The organism is Nocardia sp. CDC153 (genome assembly GCF_035818515.1).
GTDB lineage: Bacteria > Actinomycetota > Actinomycetes > Mycobacteriales > Mycobacteriaceae > Nocardia.
The window spans coordinates 874,823-898,905 of record NZ_JAYKYU010000001.1 but is presented as its reverse complement, the minus strand read 5'-3'; the positions used below and the strand labels follow the sequence as shown (position 1 = coordinate 898,905).

The window sequence follows — 24,083 nt, the reverse complement described above, 5'->3', positions numbered from 1 at the left end:
GAGGGACGGGACGAAGTCGGGAACAAAGCGGGGGTGGGAAGACTTGTGTTCATCCGGAATGAATTCGATGGATGCGCAGAGAAACAACGGCTGGTTGCGTCGGCTGTGGCAGCGGTGCACGGGGCATCCGTGGATGCTGACGGGGCTGGGGCTGGCCATCACGCTGGGCGCGATCGTCGAGGTGACCGGGCCATTGCTGGCCAAGCACGCCCTCGACGGGGCGACCGCCGGGAACACCGGGATCATCGCGGCCATGGCCGGGGCGCTGGGTGTGCTCGCGGTCGGACGGTTTCTCGCCTCCTTCGGACGCCGGATGCTCGCGGGGCGACTCGCCCTGGACGTGCAGCACGAACTGCGCGTGGATCTGCTGGGCGCACTGCAGCGGCTCGACGGTCCCGGGCAGGACGCCCTGCGGACCGGGCAGGTCATCTCGCGCTCCATCAGTGATCTGACGCTGGTGCAGGGTCTGCTCGCCATGGGTCCGTGGTCCTCGGTGGCGGCCCTGCAATTCCTGCTCGCCGCGGGCGTGATGCTCTGGCTCTCACCGCCTTTGGCGCTTGCCGCGCTGCTGGTGGTGCCGGTGCTGGCGCTGGTCGTGTACCGGGTGCGGCCCCGGCTGTACGCGGCCACCTGGTCGGCGCAGCAGCGGGCCGCCGATCTCGCGCAGCACGTCGAGGAGACCGTCACCGGCGTGCGCGTGGTGAAGGGCTTCGGGCAGGAAGCCCGCATGGTCGACGTGCTGGAGAAGCACGGACGCAAGCTGTACGCCGAGCGCATGCGCGCCGCCCACATCGACGCCCGCTTCAGCCCGACGTTGGCGTCCATCCCACAGGCCGGGCTGGTGGCGGTGATCGCGGTGGGTGGGCTGCTCGCCTTCCACGGCAGCATCGGGCTGGGCACCTTCCTGGCCTTCGTCGCCTACGTCTCCACCATGACCAATTCGACGCGGATCGTGTCGTACGTGGTGGTCATGGCGCAGCTGACGCGGGCGGCGGCCGAACGCGTGCACCAGGTCATCGACAGCGCGCCCGACCGCATCGATCCCGAGCATCCGGTGGCGGTGCCGCGCGGACCGCTGGGCATCGAGATCGAGGATCTGAGCTTCGGATTCGAACCCGGGCGGCCGGTGCTGCGGGACTTCTCGGTGAAGATCGAGCCCGGCGAAACCGTGGCCATCATCGGGCCCGCGGGGTCGGGCAAGTCGACGCTGAGTCTGCTGCTGCCGCGCTTCTACTCCCCCGACTCCGGGCGGATCAGCCTGTACGGCAAGGATTCCCGCGCCGATATCGCCGACCTGCGGGCCGCCGAGCTGCGGGAGGCCGTCGGGGTGGTGTTCGACGAGGCGTTCCTGCTCTCCGACACCATTTCCGCGAACATCGCGCTCGGGCGACCCGATGCCACCGAGGCCGAGATTCACGCGGCGGCGAAACAGGCCGCCGCCGACGAGTTCATCAACGCGCTGGCCGACGGGTACGACGCCGTCGTCGGTGAGCGCGGCCTGACGCTCTCGGGCGGTCAGCGCCAGCGCATCGCCCTGGCCCGTGCCCTGCTCGCGGACCCGCGCATCCTCATCCTCGACGACGCCACCTCCGCGGTGGACGCCGTCACCGAGGCCGCCATCTTCGCCTCCCTCCCCACCGGTTCGGGCCGCACCACCCTCATCCTGGCCCACCGCGAATCCACCCTCGCCCACGCCGACCGCGTAATCCGCCTCCCCGCACCCGAATCCGCGGCCGTGGAGTCCCTGCCCGCCGGGGTGGTGACCGCCACCGACGAGGAACCGGATCGCGATACGCCCGAGGAAGTGCGGCGCGTGCTGGGCGATCTGCCGCCCGCCACCGAGCGGCCCGGGCTGGACGCGGCCGAGCTGCGGGAGCCGGATCCGGGATTCAAGCTGCGCCACGCCCTGCGGCTGGTGCGGTGGTTGGTCGCCGGAACCATGGTGTTGCTGGCCCTGAACGCCCTTGTCGGCGTGGGCTTCCCGTCCATCGTGCGGTACGCGGTCGACTCCGGTGTGGGCAGGCACGACGGCGCGGCGCTGGTGCGCGCCACCGTGATCGGGGTGGCGCTGGTGCTGCTCGGCTGGCTGGTGGCGGCGACCTCGCTGGTGTGGAGCAACCGGGCCGGCGAGCGGGTGCTGTTCGGGTTGCGGGTGCGCAGCTACGCCCACCTGCAACGGCTCGGCCTGGACTTCTACGAGCGAGAACTGTCCGGCCGCATCATGACCCGGATGACCACCGACATCGACGCCCTGTCCACCTTCATGCAGACCGGGCTGCCGGACGCGCTCGTCGCGCTGCTGACGGTGGCCGGAATCGCGGTGGCGCTCATGGTGATCGACATTCACCTCGCGCTCATCGTCTTCGTGACGCTGCCGCCGCTGCTGCTCGCCACCTGGTGGTTCCGCAAGGTCTCCGACGCCGCCTACAGTGCGGCGCGCGAGCATTCGGCCACCGTCAACGCCGACTTCGCCGAGAACGTGGCGGGCCTGCGGGTCATTCAGGCCAACCGGCATCAGGCCGTGTCCGCCCGCCGCTTCGCGGGCTACTCCGACGACTTCCGGGTCAGCCGCATGCGGGCGCAGCGGGCCATCGCCACCTTCTTCGCCTTCGTCGGCATGTGGGCGGATCTGGCCTTGGCGTCGGTGGTGTTCACCGGCGCGTGGGCGGTGGCGCACGGGTCGACCACGCCGGGCACGCTGGTGGCGTTCGTCCTCTATCTGCAGCTGCTGTTCGGCCCGATCATGCAGCTCTCGCAGCTGTTCGACGGATATCAGCAGGCGCGAGTCGGGTTGCGGCGCATCGGGGAACTGCTGCGCACCCCGTCCTCCATCGCCCCCGATCCGGCCACCCCGGCCGTGATCGACGGACGCCTGCGCGGCGAGGTCGAGTTCGACCGTGTTCGCTTCCAATACCCGGGCGCCAACCAGCCCGCGCTCGACGGCGTCAGCCTGACCATTCCGGCGGGCGGCAGCCTGGCGCTGGTCGGTGAGACCGGCGCGGGCAAGTCCACCATCGTGAAGCTGCTGGCCCGTCTCTACGACATGCCACGAGAACCGGTGTCAGGTGATCGGAATCACGAAATTCCGCGTGCTGTTACCCCGTTCTCCATAGCGGAAACGCATGACGCCGACCACGATTCGAGCCTTACCGGCGCAATCCGCGTGGACGGCGTGGATATTCGCGACTATCGCCTCACCGAGTTCCGTTCCCGACTGGGTGTGGTGCCCCAGGAAGCTCACTTGTTCACCGGTGACATCGCCAGCAACATCGCATTTGGCAAACCTTTTGCCAGCCCCGCCGAGATCGAGGCGGCGGCCGCGGCGGTGGGCGCGCTGGCAACCATCCGGGCATTGCCGCACGGCATGCGGCAACCGGTTGGGGAACGCGGGCGCGGCCTCTCGGCCGGGCAGCGTCAGCTCATCGCCCTTGCCCGCGCCGAGCTGGTTCGGCCCGACCTACTCCTGCTCGATGAGGCCACCGCCGTACTGGATCCGGCCGCCGAGGCATCGGTGCTGGTCGCGAGCGAATCCGTGACGCGCGGCCGGACCTCGGTGATCGTCGCGCACCGGCTCGCCACGGCCGCGCAGGCCGATCGGATCGCCGTCGTCGAGCACGGCACGATCAGCGAAATCGGCACGCACGAGGAACTGCTCGCGGCCCGCGGCGCGTACTACCGACTGTGGGCTGCGGCCCAGGCGATGGAAGGAATATTCTCGGCTGAGGACGAGTCGTCACGAGAGAATGTGTCCGCTCGGTGGTAGCCATGCCCAAAGGCGAACAGGGGTGGGCATATCCTCAGTGGGGGCGCATCGGCGCGCATCCGCCGATTACCCGTGCCGGGCACGTCACAAACGTCGCAGCGCGAAGAACGAAATGAGGCGAACACCTGCTGTGAGCAGCTCAACAGACCAGTTCGGACAGAACCAGTGGCTTGTCGACGAGATGTACCAGAAGTACAAGCAAGACCCCTCGTCCGTCGACGAGAGCTGGCACGAGTTCCTGGCGGATTACACGCCGGAGAACACTGCCGACGGTAACAACAGCCAGGCGGCCACCGCCGTCGCTCCGGCCCCCACCGCCGCCGCGGCCCCCGCCGTGAACTCCACCCCTGTAGCTCCCCCCGCTCCCGCTCCGGCCGCCCCCGCTGCGCCCGCCCCGGCTCCGGCTCCCGCTCAGGTTCGAGCCCCCCAGACCACCCCCGCCCCCACCTCCAACGCGGCCCCGACCTCCGGCGGTCCGAAGCCCGCCGCCGAGGACGAGACCAAGGTGCTGCGCGGCCCCGCCGCGGCGATCGTCAAGAACATGTCGTCGTCGCTGGCCATCCCCACCGCCACCTCGGTGCGCGCCATCCCGGCCAAGCTGATGATCGACAACCGTCTGGTCATCAACAACCACCTCGCCCGCACCCGCGGCGGCAAGATCTCCTTCACCCATCTGCTCGGTTACGCGATCGTGCAGGCCATCAAGGCCTTCCCGAACATGAACCGGCACTTCGCGGAGATCGACGGGAAGCCCAACGCGGTCACCCCCGCGCACACCAACCTCGGCCTGGCCATCGACCTCAAGGGCAAGGACGGCAACCGTTCGCTCGCGGTCGCGGCCATCAAGAACTGCGAGACCATGACGTTCGCGCAGTTCCACAGCGCTTACGAGGATGTCGTGCGGCGCGCCCGCGACGGCAAGCTCACCAATGACGACTTCTCCGGCGTCACCATCTCGCTCACCAACCCGGGCACCATCGGCACCAACCACTCGGTGCCGCGTCTGATGCAGGGCCAGGGCGCGATCATCGGCGCGGGCGCCATGGAGTACCCGGCCGAGTTCCAGGGCATGAGCGACGCGCAGCTCGCGGAGCTGGGCATCGGCAAGCTGATGACCCTGACCTCGACCTACGACCACCGCATCATCCAGGGCGCGGAGTCCGGCGACTTCCTGCGCACCATCCACAACCTGCTGATCTCCGACGAGTTCTACGACGAGATCTTCCACGGCATGGGTGTGCCCTACGAGCCGGTGCGCTGGCGCAAGGACATTCAGGAACGCGGCATCGACAAGTCGACCCGCGTGCAGGAGATGATCAACGCCTACCGCAGCCGCGGCCACCTGATGGCCGACACCGACCCGCTGCGGCTGGTGAAGGACAAGTTCCGTTCGCACCCGGACCTGGACGTCACCCAGCACGGCCTGACCCTGTGGGATCTGGACCGCGAATTCAATGTCGCGGGCTTCCACGGCCAGGAGCGCATGAAGCTGCGCGACGTGCTGTCCATCCTGCGCGACGCCTACGCCCGCCACGTGGGTGTGGAGTACACCCACATCCTGGATCCCGAGCAGCTCAAGTGGATTCAGGAGCGCGTGGAGCAGAAGCACGCGAAACCGTCTGTGGCCGAGCAGAAGTACATCATGTCCCGGCTCAACGCGGCCGAGGCGTTCGAGACCTTCCTGCAGACCAAATACGTTGGCCAGAAGCGCTTCTCGCTGGAAGGCGCGGAGTCGGTCATTCCGATGATGGACGCCGTGATCGACCAGTGCGCCGAGTACGGGCTCGACGAGGTCGTCATCGGCATGCCGCACCGCGGTCGCCTCAATGTGCTGGCGAACATCGTGGGCAAGCCCTACTCGAAGATCTTCACCGAGTTCGAGGGCAACATGAACCCGGCCGCCACCCACGGCTCCGGCGACGTGAAGTACCACCTCGGCGCGCGCGGCACCTACCTGCAGATGTTCGGCGACAACGAGATCGAGGTCTCGCTGACCGCCAACCCGTCGCACCTCGAGGCCGTGGACCCGGTCCTGGAGGGCCTGGTGCGCGCCAAGCAGGATCTGCTCACCAAGGAAGACATCGTCACCAAGGGTGAAGAGGCGCGGTCGTTCTCGGTCGTGCCGCTCATGCTGCACGGTGACGCGGCCTTCGCGGGTCAGGGTGTCGTGGCCGAGACGCTGAACCTGTCGAACCTGCGCGGCTACCGCACCGGCGGCACCGTGCACATCGTGGTGAACAACCAGATCGGCTTCACCACCGCGCCGGAGTTCTCCCGCTCCACCGAATACTCCACCGATATCGCGAAGTTCATCGGCGCGCCGATCTTCCACGTGAACGGTGACGATCCGGAAGCCTGCGTGTGGGTGGCCAAGCTGGCCGTCGACTACCGCCAGAAGTTCCAGCGCGACGTCGTGATCGACATGATCTGCTACCGCCGCCGCGGCCACAACGAGGGCGACGACCCGTCGATGACCCAGCCGGGCATGTACGACGTGATCGACACCAAGCGCTCGGTCCGCAAGGCGTACACCGAATCGCTGATCGGCCGTGGCGATATCTCCATGAAGGAAGCCGAAGACGCCCTGCGCGACTACCAGGGTCAGCTGGAGCGGATCTTCAACGAGGTGCGCGAGCTGGAGAAGTTCCCGCCGGAGGCGTCGGAGTCGATCGAGGAAGAGCAGCAGCTGCCGCCGAACCTCGTGACCTCGGTGGACAAGACGGTGCTGCAGCGCATCGGCGACGCGTTCGTCAATGTGCCGGAGGGCTTCACGGTCCACCCGCGCGTCAAGCCGGTGCTGGAGAAGCGCCGCGAGATGGCCTACGAGGGCAAGGTCGACTGGGCCATGGCCGAGCTGCTGGCCTTCGGCACGCTCATCGACGAGGGCAAGGCCGTCCGTCTGACCGGTCAGGACTCGCGTCGCGGCACCTTCTCGCAGCGCCACTCGGTCATCATCGACCGCAAGAACGGCAACGAGTACACGCCGCTGCACAACATCGGGTCGAAGAACCCGGGCTGGTTCGCGGTGCACGACTCGGCGCTGTCGGAGTACGCGGCGGTCGGCTTCGAGTACGGCTACTCGCTCGGTAACCCGGACGCACTTGTCCTGTGGGAGGCGCAGTTCGGCGACTTCGTCAACGGCGCGCAGTCCATCATCGACGAGTTCATCTCCTCCGGTGAGGCCAAGTGGGGTCAGCTCTCCGAGGTCGTGCTGCTGCTGCCGCACGGTCACGAGGGCCAGGGCCCCGACCACACCTCGGGTCGTATCGAGCGCTTCCTGCAGCTGTGTGCCGAGGGTTCGATGACGGTGGCGGTCCCCTCCACCCCGTCGAACTACTTCCACCTGCTGCGCCGCCACGCCCTGGACGGCATCCGCCGCCCGCTGGTGGTCTTCACCCCGAAGTCCATGCTGCGCAACAAGGCTGTCGTGTCCGAGGTCGAGGACTTCACCGACAACAAGTTCCGCACCGTGCTCGAGGAGCCCACCTACGAGTCGGGCAATGGCGACCGCTCGAAGGTCAAGCGGGTGCTGCTCACCTCCGGCAAGATCTACTACGAGCTGGTGGCGGAGAAGAACAAGCACAACCGCGACGACGTGGCCATCGTGCGCGTCGAGCAGCTGTACCCGATTCCGAAGTTCCGCCTCAACGAGGCCCTGGAGCAGTACCCCAACGCCTCCGATCTGGCGTGGGTCCAGGAGGAACCGGCCAACCAGGGCGCCTGGCCCTTCTTCGGCCTCAACCTCCCGGAGATCCTCCCGGCCCGCTTCGGCAAGCTGCGCCGCATCTCCCGCCGCGCCATGTCGGCCCCCTCCTCGGGCTCCTCCAAGGTGCACGCCGTGGAGCAGGCCGAAATCATCGAAGAGGCCTTCACCCCCACGGCCTAACCACCACGAATCCCCCTGCGGGGCCGGATCTCTCACCGAGATCCGGCCCCGCGCCGTTTCAGCGACGTATCTTGATGCAATGCGTGAGTCCGATACACCGGAGGCGATACGCGTCGAACGCCAACGTGCTGCCCTCGCTCGATTGAAAGCGCTGGACCACAACCCTTTCCTGAGTGCCGAGGAAATCGCGGCCCTCAACCATCAAGCTGGTTAGTGGGCGGAGAGGGCGTCGAGGATCATGGGGCGGGCGGTGCGGAGGGCTTCTTGCCAGTAGGGCCAGGTGTGGGTGCCGGGGCCGATGTCGACGCGGGCGGGGATGCCCAAGGACGCGAGGCGGTTTCGGAGGATTTGGGTGGCGGTTTGGGTCATGGCTTCCAGTGCCATGGCATTGACCGTGTTGCCGACGCCGTTGGGGAGGTCCGCGGCGGTGGGGACGCCGTTGCCGCTCCAGATGTACATGGGCAGGCCGCGCAGGAGTTCGGCCTGGACGGTGGCGTCGTTGCGGGCCCAGGCCGGACTGGTGATCGGGCCCCACATGTCGTCGAGGTTGAAGTTGCCCTCGTCGCGCATGGCGGCGCGCATGCCCTCGTTCCACAGCGGGAAGGTGGGATTCACGTAGCCGGAGAATGATCCGGCGAAGCGGAACTGGTCGCGGTGGTGGGCGGCCAGGACCAGCGCGGCGTTGCCGCCCATGGATGGGCCGACAATGGCGTCGTTGGTGCGTGAAACACCGTAGCCCGCAAGGAAGTTGGGCAGCTCCTCGGTGAGGAAGGTCTCCCAGCGGTAGGTGATGGTCTGGCCGTTGGTGCTGCTGGGCCGCAGCCAGTCGGTGTAAAAGCTGGAGTGCCCGCCCACCGGGAACACCAGAGTGACGTCGTCGCCGACGAATTGGCGCAATGCGTCGGTGTCGGACGTCCACTGGCTGTGGTCGCCGGGAGCCCGCAACCCATCCAACAGATAGAGGGCCGAACTGCCGCCGTGGGCGGCCCACTGCACCTGCACCTTGATCGGCCCCATGCTCGAAGGCACCCACAGTTCCTCGTACCCGCCCGACGGCGCGGCCACGGCCCGTCCGCTGCCGACCGTGGCCTGCGCCGCCCCAAGGGCCGACACCATGGCGGCCGCCGCGAGGACGGTAACGGCCCGCTTCAGCACACCGCGAAACATCCGGTGCCCCTCGGATCGCAAGACGCTCAACATCCGCGCACCCCTCCCACTCAGTCTCCGATCAATAACCGTAACCCCGCGTGGGAATCGGCTGTGCGGCAATCGGGTTTGCTAGTGAGCCAGGCCTCGGCGGGTCAGGAGGGGGGCGATTTGTGGGGCGCGGCCGCGGAAGGTGGCGAAGGCTTCCAGGGGGTCGACCGAGCCGCCGCGCGACAGTAGGTCGGCGCGGAAGCGGTCGCCCTTCTCGCGGAGGGAGAGGTCGCCCTCGTCGAACCATTGCACGGTGTCGGCGTCGAGGACTTCGCTCCAGATGTAGGAGTAGTAGCCCGCTCCGTAACCGCCGGCGAAGATGTGTGCGAAATAGCCGGTGCGGTAGCGCGGCGGGATGGTGGCGAGAGCGATGCCGGCCTTGTGTAGGGCTTCGGCTTCGAAGGTCTCGGGATCGGTGTCGGCGGTCGCGTCGGGGTGGGTGCGACGATGCCAGGCCCAGTCCAGCAGGGCCGCGGCCAGGTATTCGACCGTGCGGAAGCCCTCGCCGAAGCGTTCCGCCGCGGCCATGCGCTCGACCAGTTGGGTGGGCATCGGCTCGCCGGTGTCGATATGGCGGGCGTAGTTGGCCAGCACTTCCGGTCGCGCCATCCACATCTCGTTCACCTGCGACGGGAATTCCACGAAGTCGCGCGGCACCGCGGTGCCGGAGAAGAACGGGTACACCACATCCGAGAACAGCCCGTGCAGGGCGTGTCCGAACTCGTGGAAGAGGGTTCGGACATTGTCCCAGGTCAGCAGGGCCGGTTCGTCCTCGGCCGGTTTCACGATATTGAGGTTGTTGACCACGACGGGCCGCTGCCCCAACAGTTTCGACTGGCGGACCAGCGAATTCATCCACGCGCCACCGCGCTTGGACGGGCGCTTGAAGAAGTCGCCGAGGAACAGCCCCAGGGCGCTGCCGTCGGCGTCGAACACCTCGAACACCCGTACCTCCGGGTGATAGCCGACCAGGTCCGTGCGCTCGGTGAAGGTGAGCCCGTACACCAGACCGGCCGCGTGGAACACGCCGTCCCACAGCACCCGCTCCAGCTCGAGGTAGGGGCGCAGTACTTCGCCGTCCACCGAGAATTGTTCGGCCCGAAGCCTTTCCGACCAGTACAGCCAATCCCACGAGCGCAGTTCGGCATTCGGGTCGGCACCGCGCAGGGCGGCGGTGAGCTCATCCGCCTCCCGCTCGGCATTGGCCACCGCGGGCGGCACCAGTCGCGCGAGCATATCCTCCACCGCCGCAGCGGTTTTCGCGGTCTGATCGGCCACCGCGTAGGAGGCGTGATCCGGATAGCCCAGCAGCTCGGCCCGTTCGGCGCGCAAGGCCGTCATGCGGGCGCCCAGCTCGGCATTGCCATTGTCGAAACCGCGAGCCAGTGACGCCGCCATCATCCGTTCCCGCACCGCGCGATCGGCCAGGTCCGCCAGAACCGGCTGATTCGAAACGTTCTGCAGGCTCAGTGCCCATTTGCCGGGATGGCCGAGGGCGCGGGCGTTCTCCGCGGCGGCGGCCACCGCCGCGGGCGCGAGCCCGGCGAGTTCGTCCTCGCTGTCGAGGATCAGGGTGGCCGCGTTCATGGCCGCCAGATTGTTCTGCCCGAATTCCGTTGACGCCGTGGCGAGCTCCGCGTTGAGCTCCCGCAGTCGAGCCTGCTGCGCCGCGTCCAGTCGCGCACCGGCGCGCACGAAGCGCAGATGGTATCGCTCCACCAGGCGCGTCTGTTCGGCATCCAAACCGAGTTCGCCCCGCCGCTCGTACAGCGCGTCGATCCGCCCGAACAGCGCCGGGTCCAAATGGATGGCATCCGCGTGCGCGGCCAGCCGCGGTGAGACCTCCGCCTCGATCGCCTGAATGCGCTCGTTCGTATCCGAGGACACGAGGTTGAAGAACACGTTCGACACCCGTGTCAGCACTTGACCCGAACGCTCCAGCGCCGCAATGGTATTCGCGAACGTCGGCACCTCATCCGAGGCGGTGATCGCCGCGATCTCGGCCAGCTGCTCCGCCATCCCCCGCTCGAAGGCGGGCAGATAGTGATCCTCGTGGATCTCGGCGAACGGCGGCAGCTCGTAGGGCAGCGGACTGCGTTCGAGGAACGGGTTGTTCGTCATTCGGCCACCCTATTCGGGCCGGGGCCAGAACAATCGGTCGACCAAACCGTTGATGTATTCCGGAGTCAGGGGGACCAGGCCGAACAGCACGCGGATGTACATCGGGGCCAGGATGTGGTCGAGGACCTCGGATGCGTCGAGGGCGGGCTCGCCGCGGTCGTGGGCGCGATCGAGCATGGCCTGCAGTTGCCGTGTGCGTTCGACGAGCAGGTGCTCGCCGGCCTGCAGGCCCTGGCCGTCGCCCGACAGGGCGACGGCCAGGCGCACCACCGCCAGCCCGTCGGGTCCGGTGATCTCGCGGGCCACCTGGTCCGCATACGTGCGCAGGTCGCCCTCCAGACTCCCGGTGTCGGGCATCGGCGACTGCGCGTTGAGCCGGGTGAGCGCCACGTCGCCGAGCAGGTTCTCCAGGTTGCCCCAGCGGCGGTAGATGCTGCTGTCGGCCACGCCCGCGCGGGCCGCGACCTCACCGACGGTGAAGTTGCCGTAGCCGCGTTCGCTGATCAGGTCGGTGACGGCCCGGTGCACCGCCGCGCCGACGCGGGCGGCGCGCCCGCCGGGCCGCCGGACTGGCTCTCGATCGTTCACACCCGCCACCTTAACGCAGTCGATACTTGCGTTTAGACGGCACCACCCCTACAGTCTCTTAACGCAGTCATTGACTGCGTTAGCTCGACGGCGGGAGCGCCATGCGCGTCAACCTTGTTCGGGCGCAGATCGATTGAGAGGAATCCCCCTTGGCCCCCTCGCAGACATCCGCGGGCAGTCGCTCGAGCCGAGCCGTCTTGCTGGCGGTGACCGGCCTCGGCCAATTCATGGTCCTGCTCGACAACACGATCGTCGGAGCGGCACTGCCCGACATGCAGCAGCGGCTGCACACCCAGCTGACCGGTCTGCAATGGATCGTCGACGCGTACGTCCTACTGGTCGCCATGCTGCTGCTGTCCGGCGGCATCTTCGCCGACCGGTTCGGCCGCAAGCGGGTGTATCTGATCGGTGTCGTGGTGTTCACCGCCGCGTCGCTGCTGTGCAGCCTGGCGCCCTCGCTCGGCTGGCTGATCGCCGGCCGGGTGCTGCAGGGCATCGGCGCCGCGGCGCTGAGTCCCGCCTCACTGGCCCTGCTCGCCGCCGCCTATCCCGTTGCGGGGGAACGGATCAAGGCGATCGGCCTGTGGGCCGGTTTCAGCGGCATCGGTCTGGCGGCGGGTCCGGTGGCCGGCGGTGTGCTGACCGATGCCTTCGGCTGGCCCGCCATCTTCCTGGTGAATCTGCCCATCGGCGCGATCCTGCTGCTGGTCGGACTGCGCAGCCTCGAGGAAACCCGCAATCCGAACGCCCTCACGATCGATGTCCCGGGCACCGTGTTGTCCATTCTGGGAGTGGGTTCGGTGACCTACGGCCTGATCGAGGGCGGCGCGCGCGGCTGGACCGCACCGGTGATCCTGGGCAGCTTCGCCGCCGGGGTGCTCGTCCTGGCCGCCTTCGTCGCCGTCGAAGCACGTCGGTCCGCGCCGATGCTGCCGCTGCGACTGTTCCGGGAGCGCCTGTTCACCGTGTCCAACACCGCCATGGTCGTGGTGGGGTTCGCGCTCATGGGTGCGTCGTTCTTCTTCTCCCAGTTCTTCGTCTCCGTGCAGGGCAGCTCGATCCTGCGCGCCGGACTGCAAACCCTGCCGGTCTCGGTGGCCATGGTGGTCGTCAGTCCGTACGCGGGTCGGCTCGCCGCCCGCTACGGCTTTCGAATCGTCGTCACCGCGGGTCTGACCCTGGCCGGGCTGGGACTGCTGGCATTGGGCATGATGCACGCCGACACCGGCTACGAAACCGTGTGGTGGCGACTGGGAATCGTCGGCACCGGCTTCGCCCTGACCATGTCTCCGCTGACGGGAGCCGCCATCGCGGCGGTCAGCCCGCAGGAAGGCGGCCTGGCCTCGGGCATCAGCAGCACCACCCGCCAGATCGGGGCGGTCCTCGGCGTCGCGGTCCTGGGAGCCATCGTCCGCACCCGCCAATCCGGCGGCGCGTCGTTCGAAACCGGCCTCGACAGCGCGTTCGTGGCGGCCGGTGTCATCACCCTGGCCGCCGTCGTGTTCACCGGCCTGTGGCTGGTGCGGTCCGAGCCCGCGAAAAGCGCTGCGGCACAGCCGATGACAATGGCCACCGCCTCGCCCGAGGACGTCGCGATTCAGGCGAGGCGGTAGCCGAGGCAGCTACTTCTCCGGGGCGTCCCCGTCGGCCTTGGCCTCGTCCGAGCCCTTGATGTCCCAGGCGGCCATCATGGCGGCGATGCCGGCCGCGGCGGCGTCCTGGGTGTTCGAATCCTGATCGGACATGGCGGTTACCTCTTTCTGCTACTTCCCTAGCGAAAACTGATGGTACCGACCAGTTTTGGATGCGGCTCACCGGGAACCGCTCCACGACAAGGCATTTCACTGCCCAGTGACCGGTCTCACAGTTCGACGGACGGGACCGGGGTGGGGTTGTGCCGGAATCCTCCGCGTCGTATATTCCACGTGGAATATTTGGTACGGAGGAGGCGGCGATGATCAGGAAGCAGGCGGTGCCCACGCTGACGCCCTTGGCGATCGCGGTGCTGGCCCTGCTGGAGGAGGGCCCGATGCATCCGTACGAGATGTATCAGGTGCTGCTGCACCGTCACGAGGACGAACTGGTCAAGATCAAGCCCGGCTCGCTGTACCACACCGTGGCCCGCCTGGCGGAGCAGGAACTGGTCGTCGCCGAGGGCACCGACCGCGCCGGAAACCGCCCGGAGCGAACCATTTACCGCATCGAATCCGCAGGTCGAGAGGCTTTGCGTGCCCGCGTCGCGGAGATCCTGCGGCAACCGGTGAACGAGTACCCGATTTTTCCGGTGGCATTGGCCGAGGCGCACAATCTCCCCGTGGACGATGTCGTCGCGCTCATGCGCGAACGCGTCACCTGGATCGAAAGCCGCATCGCCGAGCTCGACGCGCTGCGCGCGATGGTCTCGGCCCGGCAGGTGCCCCGGCGCTTCTGGATCGAGATCGACTACGTGCGCGCGGTGCAGGCCGCGGAGGTCGAATGGCTGCACAGCTTCATCGCCGAATTGCGCGGCGGCGAGCTGGACTGGGAGGACTTCTGCCCCGAGACCGGCGAACGCCGCACGCAGCCCGCCGCGACCATGGGCTCCGATTGGGCCGCGGCCCTCACCGACGAGGACATCGCCGCCGTCCGGAGGGGTGGTGCCAGATAACTCACCACCGCCGCCCCGGCGGTTCGCCCATCACTGACCTTCCCGGTGGCCCTCTTCGGTCGCCCTTCCGAGACAGGAATCGGAATCCATGACTACTCAACGCAATCCGTGGCTGGCGCTATACGCGCTGGTCGTCGGGTTCTTCATGATCCTGCTGGACATGACCATCGTCGCGGTGGCCAATCCGGCGATCATGAAGGACCTGAACGCCGATGTCTCCAGCGTCATCTGGGTGACCTCGGCCTATCTGCTCACCTACGCGGTGCCGCTGCTGGTCACCGGTCGACTCGGAGATCGCTTCGGCCCCAAGAACGTCTATCTCGTCGGCCTGGCCGTGTTCACCCTGGCCTCGCTGTGGTGCGCCGAGTCGACCAGCATCGACATGCTGATCGCGGCGCGCGCCGTGCAGGGCCTGGGCGCGGCGCTGATGACGCCGCAGACCATGGCCGTCATCACCCGCACCTTCCCGCCCGACAAGCGCGGCGCGGCCATGGGCCTGTGGGGCGGCGTGGCCGGACTCGCGACGCTGGTCGGCCCGATCCTGGGCGGCGTGCTGGTGGACTGGCAGGGCTGGCAGTGGATCTTCTACGTGAACGTGCCGATCGGCATCATCGCCTTCGCGCTGGCGTTCTGGCTGGTCCCGTCGCTGCCCACGCACGAGCACAAGTTCGATCTGGTCGGCGTGGCACTCTCGGCCATCGGCATGTTCCTGTTGGTCTTCGGCATCCAGGAGGGCAACACCCACCACTGGAACGCCTGGATCTGGTCCATGATCATCGCCGGTGTGGTGGTGCTGGGGCTGTTCATCTGGAACCAGGCCACCAATACCGGTGAGCCGCTGGTGCCGCTGAGCCTGTTCAAGGATCGCAACTTCGGGCTGTCGAACCTGGCCATCGCCGCCATGGGTGCGGCGGTGACGGGTGTGTTCGTGCCCGCCTACTTCTATCTACAGCAGGTGCACGACATGTCACCGACGCGTTCGGCGCTGGTGTTCGCGCCGATGGCGATCCTGACGGGTGTGTTCGCGCCGATCATCGGCAAGATCTCGGACAAGGTCGCGCCGCGGGTCATTCCGACCGTCGGATTCGCGATCTTCGCGGCGACGCTGTTCGGGTTCGCGGCGTTGATGAAGCCGGACGGGTCGATCGCGATCTTCATGATCGTGGGCGGCTTGGCCGGTATCGCGAACGCCTGCATCTGGGCTCCGTTGGCTTCCACCGCGACGCACAACCTGCCGGTGCAGCAGGCCGGTGCGGGCGCGGGCGTCTACAACACGACCCGACAGGTCGGTTCGGTGCTGGGTTCGGCCGCCATCTCCGCGCTGCTCACGGCGCGCATCTCGGCGCAGGGCCTGCAGAGCGGTCCGATCGGCGAGGGCGCAGGCGGCAGGAGCCTGCACGATCTGCCCGCCGAGGTGCGGGATCCGTTGCTGGAGAAGATCAGCACCGCGCTGAGCCAGTCCATGTATCTGCCCGCGGCGATCCTGCTGATCGGCGTCGTCGCCTCGGCGCTGTTCGTCGGGCACGGCAAGTCGGCGGGTGGTCGGACCGACGATATGGCGAAGGCCGATATCGGCGCGCACTGACCTGCCGCTTCGATGAAAAGCGCTGTCCGCCCGGATCTCCCGGTGGGCGGCGCTTTTCGAGTGTCGCGGCGGAGTGTCAGAGAATCAGCCCGATGAGGCGCGTCCAATCCACGCGGATCTCGATGGGCATGTCGACCAGCGTCTCGCCCACGAACGACGTCAGGCGGCGGTGCAGGCGGTACTGGCCGAGCACCAGCACATGGGTCTGGATGGCGTGCACCCGGTCGCGATCCATGTAGACCAGCCAGTACCAAGGGATTCCGGCCAGCGCGTACTCGGCCAGCTTGTCGGCGGTGTCGACGCGCTCGGTGGCCGGGGACACCACCTCGATGGCGATCTTCACCCGCGGGGCCTGCAGGGGCCCGACATCGGCTGGGGCACAGGAGAACAGCACCACGTCGGGACGGCGGACGGTGACCCGCGGGTGTTCCCACAGCAGCACGTCCTGGTCGACGCCGACGTAGAGCCACCCGTCGTTGTAGCGGCTCATGTGGTGTTCCGCGGCGGCCTCGAGCATGGAGGCCAGGCGGCGGGCGGCATTGCGGTGCGCGAGCGGTTGCGATTCGGCGCGCACCACATCGCCGTTCACGACCTCCACCAGGCGGCAGAAGTCGCGGGGTAGCTTCTTCCAGACGTCGAGCGTGATCGGTTCGGGCTGCAGGTTTTCCGCCCGCGCCCACTCGAGTACTCCGGTCATGCGCGCTCCCTCGGCTCCTGGACGGGCGAACTGGGCGACGTGCCGCGCCGATCCTAAACCGCCCGCGCCGACAAACGAGCCGTTCGGAACTTTCCCCCGCGCACCATCGGCGCGCCGTGCGCGACCGGCCGCGCGGCCGGGGTGGGTTCTCAGCCGATTCGCACTGTGAGGGAGGGGTATCCGGTCGCGCCGTCGGGGACGACGTCCTGCTGTTTGTCGGTCTGCGTCGCGCCGGTGCCGTCGGTGGCGCGGGCCCAGATGGTGTGCAGGCCGCTGGCGGTGGCGTCCCAGTCGTAGGACCACTGCACCCAGGTGTCGATGGAGGGGGCGACGGCCAGGCGGGCGGGCTGCCAGTCGCCTTGGTCGACGCGGATTTCCACGCCCTTGATGCCGCGGTGCTGCGCCCAGGCCACGCCCGCGATGGTGATCTTGCCGGGCGGGGTGGTGATGTGGTTGCGCGGCACGTCGATGCGGCATTCGGTCTTGATGGGCCCGTAGGCGGACCAACCGCGCCGGGTCCAGAACGCCTCGGCGCGATCGAATCTGGTGATCTCCAATTCGGATACCCACTTGGTGGCGGAGACGTAACCGTAGAGCCCGGGCACCACCAGGCGGGCGGGATAGCCGTGCGCGGTGGGCAGCGGTTCGCCGTTCATGCCGACGGCCAGCATGGCGTCGCGGCCGTCGGTGAGCACGGCCAGGGGGCTGCCCGCGGTGAAGCCGTCGACGCTGCGGGAGAGCACCATATCGGCGTCGGGATGCGGTCCGGCCGCCTCGATCAGCTCCTTGAGCGGGTATCCGAGCCAGCGGGCATTGCTGATCAGGTCGCCGCCAACGGGATTGGAGACGCAGGCCAGGGTGACCAGTCGCTCGATGGGGGTCTTGGCGGCGAGATCGGCGTAGGTGAGCCGGATCTCGCGATCGACCATGCCGTGGATGCGCAGCGACCAGTCGTCCTTGCTGACCTGCGGCACGGTGAGCGCGGTGTCGATGCGGTAGAAGTCGGAGTTCGAGGTGAGGTAGGGCGTGAGGCCCGGAATTCTCAGGTCCGCACCGGGTTCCACCGACGGCTCCGGTTCGCTCGGGGTCGGCAGTCGCACATCGGCGCGCTCGGCCGAGACGTCGCGGGACCGCAAGCCGATGAGCCGCCCGGCGACACCGCCGACCAGCGCCGCCCCGCCCGCGACGAGCAGCCCGCGCATGACCTGCCGCCGTTCGACGGACATGTCCTCCCCGGCCCCCGCGTCGAGCCGGGTGATCTTCTCGATCAGCCCGCGCAGCAGCAGGATTCCGGCGATCATGCCGAGCAGCGCCGGCAGCGCCCAGGTCCACGCGGCATTGGGCCGCCCCAGCGCGGCGAGCATGGACAGCAGCCCGAAAACCGCGAACAGCACCGACCCGAACGGCCGCCGCTCGCGTTCGACGACCCCGGCGATACCGGCCAGCACGAAGGCGACCACACCCATCGAGACGAACAGCAGCAGTTTGTCATTCGTCCCGACCAGCCCGATCACCCATTCGCGGAACCCGTCGGGGGTGTGGTCGACGATCCACGCCCCGACCGCCTGTAGGGGCGTGCTGTCGGGGCTGACCAGCACCGACACCACTTCGGCCACGCCGAGCGTGACCCCACCGGCGACTATTCCCGCGGCAATGCGCAATTCCCGATCGGCCACGAATCCGACCCTACTGCGCGGGTCTGCCCGTGAACCCGATCGGGAAATTACGGAACCGTGACGCCCGGTCGGTCAGGGTCGTTCCGCTCCGGCCGCGTCGCCGCGCAGCGCGATCGCCGCGATCACGGCCATGACCAGCAGACTTCCACCCGCCAGCAGGAACGCATTGTGGAGTCCGCCCATGGCCGGCGCGGGTCCCGTGTAGACCAGCGTCCCCAATACGGCGACGCCGAGCACCTGTCCGAGCTGTCGCAGCGCGTTGTGCACCGAGGACGCCATGCCCGCCCGGTGCGGGTGCACGGCGGCCAGCGCGGTCGCGGTCATCGGTGTCAGGCACAGCCCGATGCCGAAGCCGCCGAGCGCCAACAGCCACCAGATCGAACCGAGCCCGGTGTCGGCATGCACGCTGAGCAGGCCGAGGGTGGCGAGGCCGGCCACCGCGAGCCCGGCCACCATGGGCGGGCGCGCACCGACCCGGCCCACCAGGCGTCCGGAGATCGGGGTGGCCGCGGCGAAGGCGACGCCGATGGCGCACACGTCGAATCCGGCGCGAACCGCCGAATGTCCCTGCACCTGTTGGAAATACGCGCTGAGGTAGACGATCAGTCCGATGAAGGCGAAGAAGGCGATCAGGCCCGCCGAGTTCGCCGCGGTGAAGTGGCGGCTGCGGAACAGGTCGAGGTCGACCAGCGGGTCGGCGTGGTGTCGCTCCCAGAGCGCGAAGGCCGCGAAAGCGATTGCCGCGCCGAGGAATGCGGCCAGGATCGGGGTCGAGTGCCAGCCGCGTGCCCGGCCCTCGATCAGGCCGAACGACAGCGCCGAGACGGCGACCATGGTCAAAACCGCTCCCTGCCAATCGAATCGGCCACTCACCGACGGACGCGGCAGGCGCGGCACGACCAGCACCGAGACCGCGGCGAACACGGCGACCAGCGGCACATTGAGCAGCAGCACCCAGCGCCAGCCGAGCCCGTTCACCACGATGCCGCCGATCACCGGCCCCAGGGCCAGCGACAGGCCCGACGCGGTCGAGAAGGTGCCGATCGCCATGGCCCGCTCCCGCTCGTCCGGGAACGACGCGCGCAGTATGGCCAGCCCCGTCGGCACCAGGAGCGCGGGGCCGATGCCCTGGATCACTCGGCCCGCCACCAGGATCGGCAGGTTCGGCGCCAACCCGGCGACGAGTGCGCCGAGCCCGTAGACGACCATGCCGGTGAGGAATACGCCCTTGCGGCCGTAGCGGTCGCCGAGGCCGCCGCTGAGCATGAGCAGGCTGGCGTAGACGAGCACGTAGGAGTTGACGATCCATTCGGTGGCGGTCGGGCTCGCGTGCAGGTCACGGCCGATGGTCGGCAGGGCCACGCTGATCACGGTGGTGGACAGGACGGCCAGGAATTGGCCGCCGGTAATGGCGATCATGGTGAGCCACGGGTTGCGCGCGGCCGGGGCCGCGGCGGCGGTGGTCACCGGTTCGGCGGGGTGCAGAGCGGTCATACTCGAACGGTAGGAGCGTTGATTGATAGCTTCCACGACCAAAATCGCTATACCGCAATGCCTCTAGAGTTATATGTATGGACCTGTTGCAGCTGCGGTACTTCCGGCTGGTCGCACGCACCGAGAACATCACCCGGGTCGCCGAGGAACTGCGGGTCGCGCAGCCGTCGCTGAGCCGCACCATCACCCGGTTGGAGAGCGAACTCGGGGTGCCGCTGTTCGATCGACAGGGTCGCAGGCTGCGGCTCAATCGATTCGGGACGGCCTTCCTGGCGCGGGTGGACCGCGCCCTGGACGAACTCGACAGCGCGCGTCGGGAACTCGCGGATCTCGCCGAGGAGGAACGGGGGTCGGTGGCGGTCGGCGCGGAGAATCTGATGGTCGTTCAGCATGTGGTCGCCGACTTCGTGCAGGCGTATCCGGGGGTGCGGGTGCAGCTGTTCTCCGGCACCACCGAACAGGTCGTGGCCCGGCTCATGGCGGGAGAGATCGACCTCGGACTGGTGTCGCGGCCGATCGCCGAACCCGGCATCGCCGTCCGCGAACTGCTGGACGAGGAAGTGCTGCTGGCGGTTTCGCCCCGGCACCCGCTCGCGCAACGGGATCGGGTCAGCGTCGCGGAGCTCGCAGACGAGCCCTTCATCACCACGTCGCCCGACTATTGGCAGCGCCGGGTCCTCGACCGCGTCTTCTGCCGGGCCGGGCTGCGCCCGAACATCGCCTGCGAGGGCGACGAACCGGCGGCGATCCGCAATCTCGTCGCCACCGGATTCGGCGTCGGCCTGCTGCCGAGCATGGCCAGCGAGTACCCGGGGCCGCCGGTCGCCTGGCTGCACATCGACGACGTCTACTGCCGCCGCACCCTGCACGTGTGCTGGCGCGAGGACGCGTATCTCCCGTTGGCGGCCGGTCGTTTTCGCGAGATGGCGGCCGAGCGGTTCGCGCGCAGGCAACCGGGACGCCCCGGGCCGGAGTGATTCACCGCGCTATCAGTCGGCCGCCTTGTGCCGCTGGTAGTAGCGCGCCACGCGGACGCGATTGCCGCAGCGATCGGGTGAGCACCATTGGCGTCGGGGATGGGCGGGCAGAAACAGCATGACGCAGTCCTGCGCAGCACACTGTCTGATTCGGGCGACCGCGGGATCGGTGAGCAGGGTCGCGGCGGCGTCGGCCAGGTGAGCGGCCAGGCGGGTGCCCGGATCACCAAGACGCGCAGTGGTTTCGACGATGGTGTCGCCGTTCCAGTCCAGGCGGCGGATGGCGGGGGCGGCCGATTGCGCGGCGGTGAGTCCGCGCAGCGCGGCGGCGGGCGGGCGGCGGCCGTGCAGGAGGGCGTCCAGGGCCGCGGAAAGGTGTTCACGCACATCGCGGACGGCGGCCAGATCGCGGGCGGTGGGGTGGGCGGGCGGCGGCTCGGGCAGCCGGTCGGCTTCCCGGCGCAGCCAATCCGCCAGCTGCGCGGGGGTTTCCAGCAGGTCGGCACCGAGGGGCCGGGTGTTCACCAGGTCCAAGGCGAGGGGTTCACCGATCAAGGGTTCGAGATCAGCCACGCTTCTAATGGTACATGAGGCCATTGACACGTTAGTCAAGGTTGTCGTAGAACTAACGCATCATCGCCTACTGAAAGCATGTGAGCCATGAGCAGCCTGCCCCGCGTCCAGCACCGTCGCCTCGAGGTCGACGGCGTCGAGGTCTTCTACCGCGAGTCCGTCCCCACCCGCCCGGACGCTCCGGTGCTGTTGCTACTGCACGGTTTTCCCACCGCCTCGCACCAGTTCCGCCGCCTCATCGACGCGTTGGGCGACCGCTACCGGCTCATCGCCCCCGACCATCCGGGCTTCGGAAACACCATCGCGCCCGCGGATTTCGACTACGGCTTCGACCGTCTGGCCGATATCACCGAGGGCTTCGTCGAGCGTCTGGGCCTGTCCCGCTTCGCCATGTACATCTTCGACTTCGGCGCACCCATCGGCCTGCGCGTGGCCACCCGTCACCCTGAGTGGATCAACGGCTTGGTCATCCAGAACGGCAATGCGTACGAGGCCGGATTGTCCGAAGCCGCACGGGGTTTCGTCGCCCTACGCCCCGACCACGAGGGCGATGAGGATGTCGTACGCGGCCTGCTCACGCTGGAAGGCACGCGCGGCCAATACGAAACCGGCGTCCCCGACCCCACCCTCCTCGACCCCGACGCCTGGACCCTGGACCAGCACTACCTGGACCTCCCCGGCCGCAAGGAGGCCCAGGTGGCACTGGCCTTCGACTACAAGTCCAATGTCGCCCGCTACCCCGAATGGCAGTCCTGGCTGCGCAAATACACTCCCCCGACGCTCATCGCCTGGGGCTCCAACGACCCCTTCTTCCCCGAGCCCGGCGCACACGCCTACCTGGCGGATCTCCCCGATGCCGAACTGCACCTGTTCGGCACCGGCCACTTCGCCCTCGAAACCCACGTCTCCGAAATCGCCCCACTCATCGCCGATTTCCTCGACCGCCTGCCCACGGCCTGAATGGCGAAGGGGCGCACGGGAAACCCGTACGCCCCTCATGATTTCACCCGGGGGTTCGGGGGCTGGGCCCCCGAATCCTCCGCAACTCCCTCAGGAGTTGTAGATCGCGTCGACGTCCGCCGCGTACTTCTTCATGACCACCGCCCGCTTGAGCGAGAGCTTCGGCGTCAGCTCGCCGCCCTCCTCGGTCCAGTCGACCGGCAGGATGCGGATCTTCTTGATCGCCTCGGCGTGCGAGACCAGCTTGTTGGTGGCCGCGACCGCGTCATTGATCTCGGCGACCAGGGCCGGGTTCTCGATGACGTGCTCGATCGGGGTGTCCGCGCCAATGCCGTTGCGCTCCAGCCACGCCGGGAGGGTGTCCTGGTCGAGGGTGATGAGCGCGCCGATGAACGGCTGCCCGTCGCCGACCACCATGACCTGGCTGATCAGCGGGTGCTGGCGCAGTGAATCCTCGAGCATGGTCGGGGAGACGTTCTTGCCGCCCGCGGTGACCAGGATTTCCTTCTTGCGGCCGGTGATGGAGATGAAGCCGTTGTCGTCGATGGCGCCCAGGTCGCCGGTCTTGAACCAGCCGTCGGCGTCGAAGGCGTCGCGGGTGGCGTCCTCGTTCTTCCAGTAGCCGGCGAACACGACCGGGCCGCGGATCAGCAGCTCGCCGTCCTCGGCGACCTTCGCGCCGTGGCCGGGCAACGGGCGGCCGACCGAGCCGACCTTGATGAACTTGGGCGTGTTCACACTGACGGCAGCGGTGGACTCGGTCAGACCGTAGCCCTCGTAGATGGTGACGCCCGCGCCCCGGAAGTAGTGGCCCAGGCGCGAACCCAGCGGTCCGCCACCGGAGACGGCCGAGGAGCACTGTCCGCCCATGGCCTCGCGCAGCTTGCTGAACACCAGCTTGTCGAGCACGGTGTGCTGCAGCTTGAGCAGCAGGCCGGGGCCGCCCTTCTCCAGCGACTGGCTGTACTGGATGGCGATCTCGGTGGCGTAGTCGAAGATCTTGCCCTTGCCGCCGTCGTGCGCCTTCTGCTTCGCGCCGTTGAATACCTTCTCGAACACGCGCGGCACCGAGAGGATGAAATTCGGCTTGTACTGGCCGAACTGGTCGACCAGCGTGGACCAGTCCGAGGTGTGGGCGACGGTGACACCGGCGTCGAAGGCGGCCAGCGCGACCGCGCGGGCGAAGACGTGGGCCAGCGGCAGGAACAGCAGCGACTTGCGGCCGGGCTGCAGGAACTCGCTCATGGCGGAGCGGTCCGCGGCCGATTCGGCGTAGAGGTTGGAGTGCGAGAGCATGACGCCCTTGGGGCGTCCGGTGGTGCCGGAGGTGTAGATGAGGGTCGCCGGGGAGGCGGCCTGCACCTGGGCGCGGCGCTCGTGCACGACGGCGTCGTCGAGGTCCTTGCCGCGGGTGACCAGTTCGGCGATCGCCTGCTTGTCGATCTGCAGGACTTCCTTCAGATCCGGCAGTCCGCCTTCGATTTCCGCGACGGTGGCCCGGTGCTTGTCGTTCTGGACGACGATGGCCTTGGTGCCGGAGTCCGACAGGATCCAGCGCACCTGCTCGGCCGAGGAGCTGTCGAAGATGGCGACGGTGCAGCCGCCCGCGGCCCAGATGGCGAAGTCCAGCACGACCCACTCGTAGCTGGTGGCGGCCATGATGGCGACGCGGTCACCGAGTTCGATGCCCGAGGCGATGAGACCCTTCGCCACGTCGGTCACGGCCTTGGCGAATTCGGTCGCCGTGACGTCGTTCCAGCCGCCCTTACCGTCCGGGGTGTTGAAGACGACCAGATCGGGCGTCTGCTCCGCATGCCGGAACGCGCCGTCCGACATGTTCGCGGTTTCCGGGATGGTGTAGGTAGCCGGGACTTCGAACTCTCGCATCGCTGCCCTTCCACAGTGGGTTTACTCGCCGG

16 protein-coding genes are annotated in these 24,083 nt (G+C 68.2%); 7 read left to right on the top strand and 9 right to left on the bottom strand.

Annotated features, from left to right (window positions below):
• Positions 1–58 precede the first annotated feature (58 nt).
• Positions 59–3,763 carry an ABC transporter ATP-binding protein gene (locus VMT65_RS04065; RefSeq protein ID WP_442790167.1) on the top strand — a complete coding sequence of 1,235 codons (3,705 nt, stop codon included), beginning with the start codon at positions 59–61 and terminating at the stop codon, positions 3,761–3,763.
• Between the two features lie 112 nt (positions 3,764–3,875).
• Complete coding sequence (locus tag VMT65_RS04060) at positions 3,876–7,649, top strand: multifunctional oxoglutarate decarboxylase/oxoglutarate dehydrogenase thiamine pyrophosphate-binding subunit/dihydrolipoyllysine-residue succinyltransferase subunit (RefSeq protein WP_326306550.1); 3,774 nt, start codon at positions 3,876–3,878, stop codon at positions 7,647–7,649.
• Positions 7,650–7,859: 210 nt separating this feature from the next.
• On the opposite strand, the gene VMT65_RS04055 is transcribed toward VMT65_RS04060, so the two are convergent.
• From VMT65_RS04055 to VMT65_RS04045, 3 genes are all read right to left on the bottom strand, one after another.
• Positions 7,860–8,816, bottom strand: coding sequence for an alpha/beta hydrolase (locus VMT65_RS04055; RefSeq protein WP_442790166.1), 957 nt, complete (start codon positions 8,814–8,816; stop codon positions 7,860–7,862).
• A 111-nt stretch (positions 8,817–8,927) separates the two neighbouring features.
• Positions 8,928–10,967: a M3 family metallopeptidase gene (locus VMT65_RS04050; RefSeq protein ID WP_326306549.1), complete on the bottom strand. Its 2,040-nt coding sequence runs from the start codon at positions 10,965–10,967 to the stop codon at positions 8,928–8,930.
• A 9-nt stretch (positions 10,968–10,976) separates the two neighbouring features.
• Positions 10,977–11,555: a TetR/AcrR family transcriptional regulator gene (locus VMT65_RS04045; protein WP_326306548.1), complete on the bottom strand. Its 579-nt coding sequence runs from the start codon at positions 11,553–11,555 to the stop codon at positions 10,977–10,979.
• Positions 11,556–11,704: 149 nt separating this feature from the next.
• On the opposite strand from VMT65_RS04045, the gene VMT65_RS04040 reads away from it, so the two are divergent.
• Positions 11,705–13,168 (top strand): MFS transporter, encoded by a 1,464-nt coding sequence (locus VMT65_RS04040; RefSeq protein ID WP_326306547.1) that lies wholly within the window; start codon positions 11,705–11,707, stop codon positions 13,166–13,168.
• A gap of 9 nt (positions 13,169–13,177) precedes the next feature.
• Here the strand turns inward: VMT65_RS04040 and VMT65_RS04035 are convergent, their stop codons facing one another.
• Positions 13,178–13,300, bottom strand: a complete 123-nt coding sequence (locus tag VMT65_RS04035; RefSeq protein WP_326306546.1) for a hypothetical protein — start codon at positions 13,298–13,300, stop codon at positions 13,178–13,180.
• A gap of 209 nt (positions 13,301–13,509) precedes the next feature.
• Here VMT65_RS04035 and VMT65_RS04030 point away from each other — a divergent pair, with 209 nt between their 5' ends.
• Both VMT65_RS04030 and VMT65_RS04025 read left to right on the top strand, forming a co-directional pair.
• Positions 13,510–14,202 carry a PadR family transcriptional regulator gene (locus VMT65_RS04030; RefSeq protein ID WP_326306545.1) on the top strand — a complete coding sequence of 231 codons (693 nt, stop codon included), beginning with the start codon at positions 13,510–13,512 and terminating at the stop codon, positions 14,200–14,202.
• Between the two features lie 88 nt (positions 14,203–14,290).
• Positions 14,291–15,787: a DHA2 family efflux MFS transporter permease subunit gene (locus VMT65_RS04025; protein WP_326306544.1), complete on the top strand. Its 1,497-nt coding sequence runs from the start codon at positions 14,291–14,293 to the stop codon at positions 15,785–15,787.
• Positions 15,788–15,863: 76 nt separating this feature from the next.
• On the opposite strand, the gene VMT65_RS04020 is transcribed toward VMT65_RS04025, so the two are convergent.
• The 3 genes from VMT65_RS04020 to VMT65_RS04010 form a co-directional block, all read right to left on the bottom strand.
• Positions 15,864–16,484 carry a Uma2 family endonuclease gene (locus VMT65_RS04020; RefSeq protein WP_326306543.1) on the bottom strand — a complete coding sequence of 207 codons (621 nt, stop codon included), beginning with the start codon at positions 16,482–16,484 and terminating at the stop codon, positions 15,864–15,866.
• A gap of 149 nt (positions 16,485–16,633) precedes the next feature.
• A complete protein-coding gene (locus tag VMT65_RS04015; protein WP_326306542.1) occupies positions 16,634–18,160 on the bottom strand; it encodes a molybdopterin-dependent oxidoreductase in 1,527 nt (508 codons plus the stop codon).
• Between the two features lie 72 nt (positions 18,161–18,232).
• Positions 18,233–19,654, bottom strand: a complete 1,422-nt coding sequence (locus VMT65_RS04010; RefSeq protein ID WP_326306541.1) for an MFS transporter — start codon at positions 19,652–19,654, stop codon at positions 18,233–18,235.
• A 77-nt stretch (positions 19,655–19,731) separates the two neighbouring features.
• On the opposite strand from VMT65_RS04010, the gene VMT65_RS04005 reads away from it, so the two are divergent.
• Positions 19,732–20,631 carry a LysR family transcriptional regulator gene (locus VMT65_RS04005; RefSeq protein WP_326306540.1) on the top strand — a complete coding sequence of 300 codons (900 nt, stop codon included), beginning with the start codon at positions 19,732–19,734 and terminating at the stop codon, positions 20,629–20,631.
• Positions 20,632–20,643: 12 nt separating this feature from the next.
• Here the strand turns inward: VMT65_RS04005 and VMT65_RS04000 are convergent, their stop codons facing one another.
• Complete coding sequence (locus VMT65_RS04000; RefSeq protein ID WP_326306539.1) at positions 20,644–21,204, bottom strand: CGNR zinc finger domain-containing protein; 561 nt, start codon at positions 21,202–21,204, stop codon at positions 20,644–20,646.
• 87 nt (positions 21,205–21,291) lie between these two features.
• Between VMT65_RS04000 and VMT65_RS03995 the strand changes: the two genes are divergently transcribed.
• The gene (locus VMT65_RS03995) at positions 21,292–22,164 is read left to right on the top strand and encodes an alpha/beta fold hydrolase (RefSeq protein ID WP_326306538.1); all 873 of its coding nucleotides are present in this window, start codon (positions 21,292–21,294) and stop codon (positions 22,162–22,164) included.
• A 90-nt stretch (positions 22,165–22,254) separates the two neighbouring features.
• On the opposite strand, the gene VMT65_RS03990 is transcribed toward VMT65_RS03995, so the two are convergent.
• Positions 22,255–24,051: an AMP-dependent synthetase/ligase gene (locus tag VMT65_RS03990; RefSeq protein WP_326306537.1), complete on the bottom strand. Its 1,797-nt coding sequence runs from the start codon at positions 24,049–24,051 to the stop codon at positions 22,255–22,257.
• Positions 24,052–24,083: the final 32 nt, after the last annotated feature.